Annotated in this window: 1 protein-coding gene; it reads left to right on the top strand. The window is 65.6% G+C overall.

Going from position 1 to position 549, the window contains the following annotated elements; all coding sequences use genetic code 11:
- The coding region (locus E5S66_RS13520; protein ID WP_281278291.1) for a flagellin at positions 1-549 on the top strand (549 nt) is incomplete at both ends.

Genomic DNA, 549 nt, shown 5'->3' with positions numbered 1-549 from the left:
TTCGCCGGCCAGGCCTTCCAGGTCGGCGCCAACGCCGGGCAGCTGATCACCGTTGACAACATCGCCAGTGCGCAGACAAGCGCGCTGGGTGCCACCAACTTCGCGACCGATGTCGCTGGCGCTGTTGTCGTCGCCGGCACCGTGTCCGGGCTGACCATCAACGGCAAGACCATCGGGGACGTGACCGTCACTGCCGATGCGGCAGGCGCAGCCAAGCTGGCCGCCACCATCAATGAGAAGATGGGCGAAACCGGCGTGTTTGCCGAGGCGAACGGCTCCAATGGCGTGACCTTGAAGTCCTTGAAGGCTGGCGTCGACACCGTCGTCGGCGGCACTGTGGCCAACAGCGGCCTGACCGGCGCCACCACCGCTGCCACCACTGCCTCGCAAGTCGACGACGTCGATATCTCCACCTTCGCCGGGGCGCAGAAAGCCATCGGGATCATGGATTCCGCCCTGACCGCGGTGAACGGCTCGCGCGCCGAGCTGGGTGCGATCCAGAACCGCTTCAGCTCGGTGATCAGCAACCTGAACACCACCTCGGAAAAC

It is taken from the genome of Thermomonas fusca (assembly GCF_005862345.1).
GTDB classification, from domain to species: Bacteria; Pseudomonadota; Gammaproteobacteria; order Xanthomonadales; family Xanthomonadaceae; genus Thermomonas; species Thermomonas fusca.
The sequence above is the reverse complement of the archived record's forward strand: the minus strand, read 5'-3'. Positions and strand labels throughout refer to the sequence as shown.